Origin of the sequence: Novosphingobium naphthalenivorans NBRC 102051 (genome assembly GCF_001590985.1) — a bacterium.
GTDB lineage: Bacteria > Pseudomonadota > Alphaproteobacteria > Sphingomonadales > Sphingomonadaceae > Novosphingobium > Novosphingobium naphthalenivorans.
In genome coordinates, this window is the sequence record NZ_BCTX01000206.1 from 1 (window position 1) to 1,048 (window position 1,048).

The window sequence follows — 1,048 nt, forward strand, 5'->3', positions numbered from 1 at the left end:
AGAGCGGTTTTCGACCGTTCTGAATCGGTCTGGGATTCCCTTCGGGCGCGATTTCTGATTCAGAATCCGTGCTGGTGAAGGAGGCCGGCATGGATGGCTCTTTCGATGGATTTGCGCACTCGGCTGTTGGCAGCGGTGGACAGTGGATCGAGTTGCCGTGCTGCGGCGGCCCGGTTCGGTGTTGCACCATCAACGGCGGTCCGTTGGCGGGCACAGCAGCGCGAGACGGGTGACATTGCCCCAAAGCCGCGCGGCGGGGATATGCGCTCGCGGCGGGTGGAAGAGCGGGCAGCGGACATTCTGGCCATTTGGGAGGAGCGTAGGGACATCACCCTCGAAGAACTACGTCTGGCGCTTGCGGACAAGGGCATGGCCGTTTCCGTGGCCGGGCTACATCGCTTTTTTGTTCGCCGTGGCCTGACGCGCAAAAAAAGACAGGCCATGCGATAGAGCAAGATCGACCAGACGTCCTGAAACAGCGTCAGGACTGGTTCGAGGGGCAACTCGATCTCGAACCGGAGCGCCTGGTCTTCATCGACGAAACCTGGACCGCCACCAACATGACCCGCAGCCACGGTCGTTGCCCGAAAGGCGAGCGGTTGCGGATGGGCTTCCCGCACGGCCACCGCAAGACCACCACCCTGGTCGCTGGCCTGCGCATGACCGGCATGGTCGCGCCTATGGTGCTCGATGGACCGATCAACGGCGACTGGTTCGAAGCCTACGTCGCTCAGGTCCTCGTCCCGGAACTGCGGCCCGGCGACGTCGTCATCATGGACAACCTGTCGAGCCACAAGCGCGCATCGGTGCAAGTGCTCATCGAGGCCGCAGGCGCAACCCTGCGCTTTCTCCCGCCCTACAGCCCCGACTTCAACCCGATCGAGAAAGCGTTCTCCCGCCTCAAGGCCATGCTCCGCAAAGCGGGCGAGCGAACGGTCAGCGGCCTGTGGAGCTTGATCGGCAAACTCGTCGATATCTTCCAGCCTCAGGAATGCGCCAACTACTTCAGATCGTGCGGCTATGAACCAGAATGATCGAAAACCGCTCT

1 protein-coding gene is annotated in these 1,048 nt (G+C 62.2%); it reads left to right on the forward strand.

Translation table 11 applies throughout. The features are described from left to right. Positions 1–93: 93 nt before the first annotated feature. Positions 94–1,034, forward strand: a protein-coding gene (locus tag NN5_RS25550; RefSeq protein ID WP_235054464.1) for an IS630 family transposase whose coding sequence is annotated in 2 segments (ribosomal slippage) — positions 94–439 and positions 439–1,034 — 942 coding nt in all. Because the reading frame shifts where the segments join, the coding sequence is not laid out codon by codon here. The last annotated feature ends 14 nt before the right edge of the window (positions 1,035–1,048 follow it).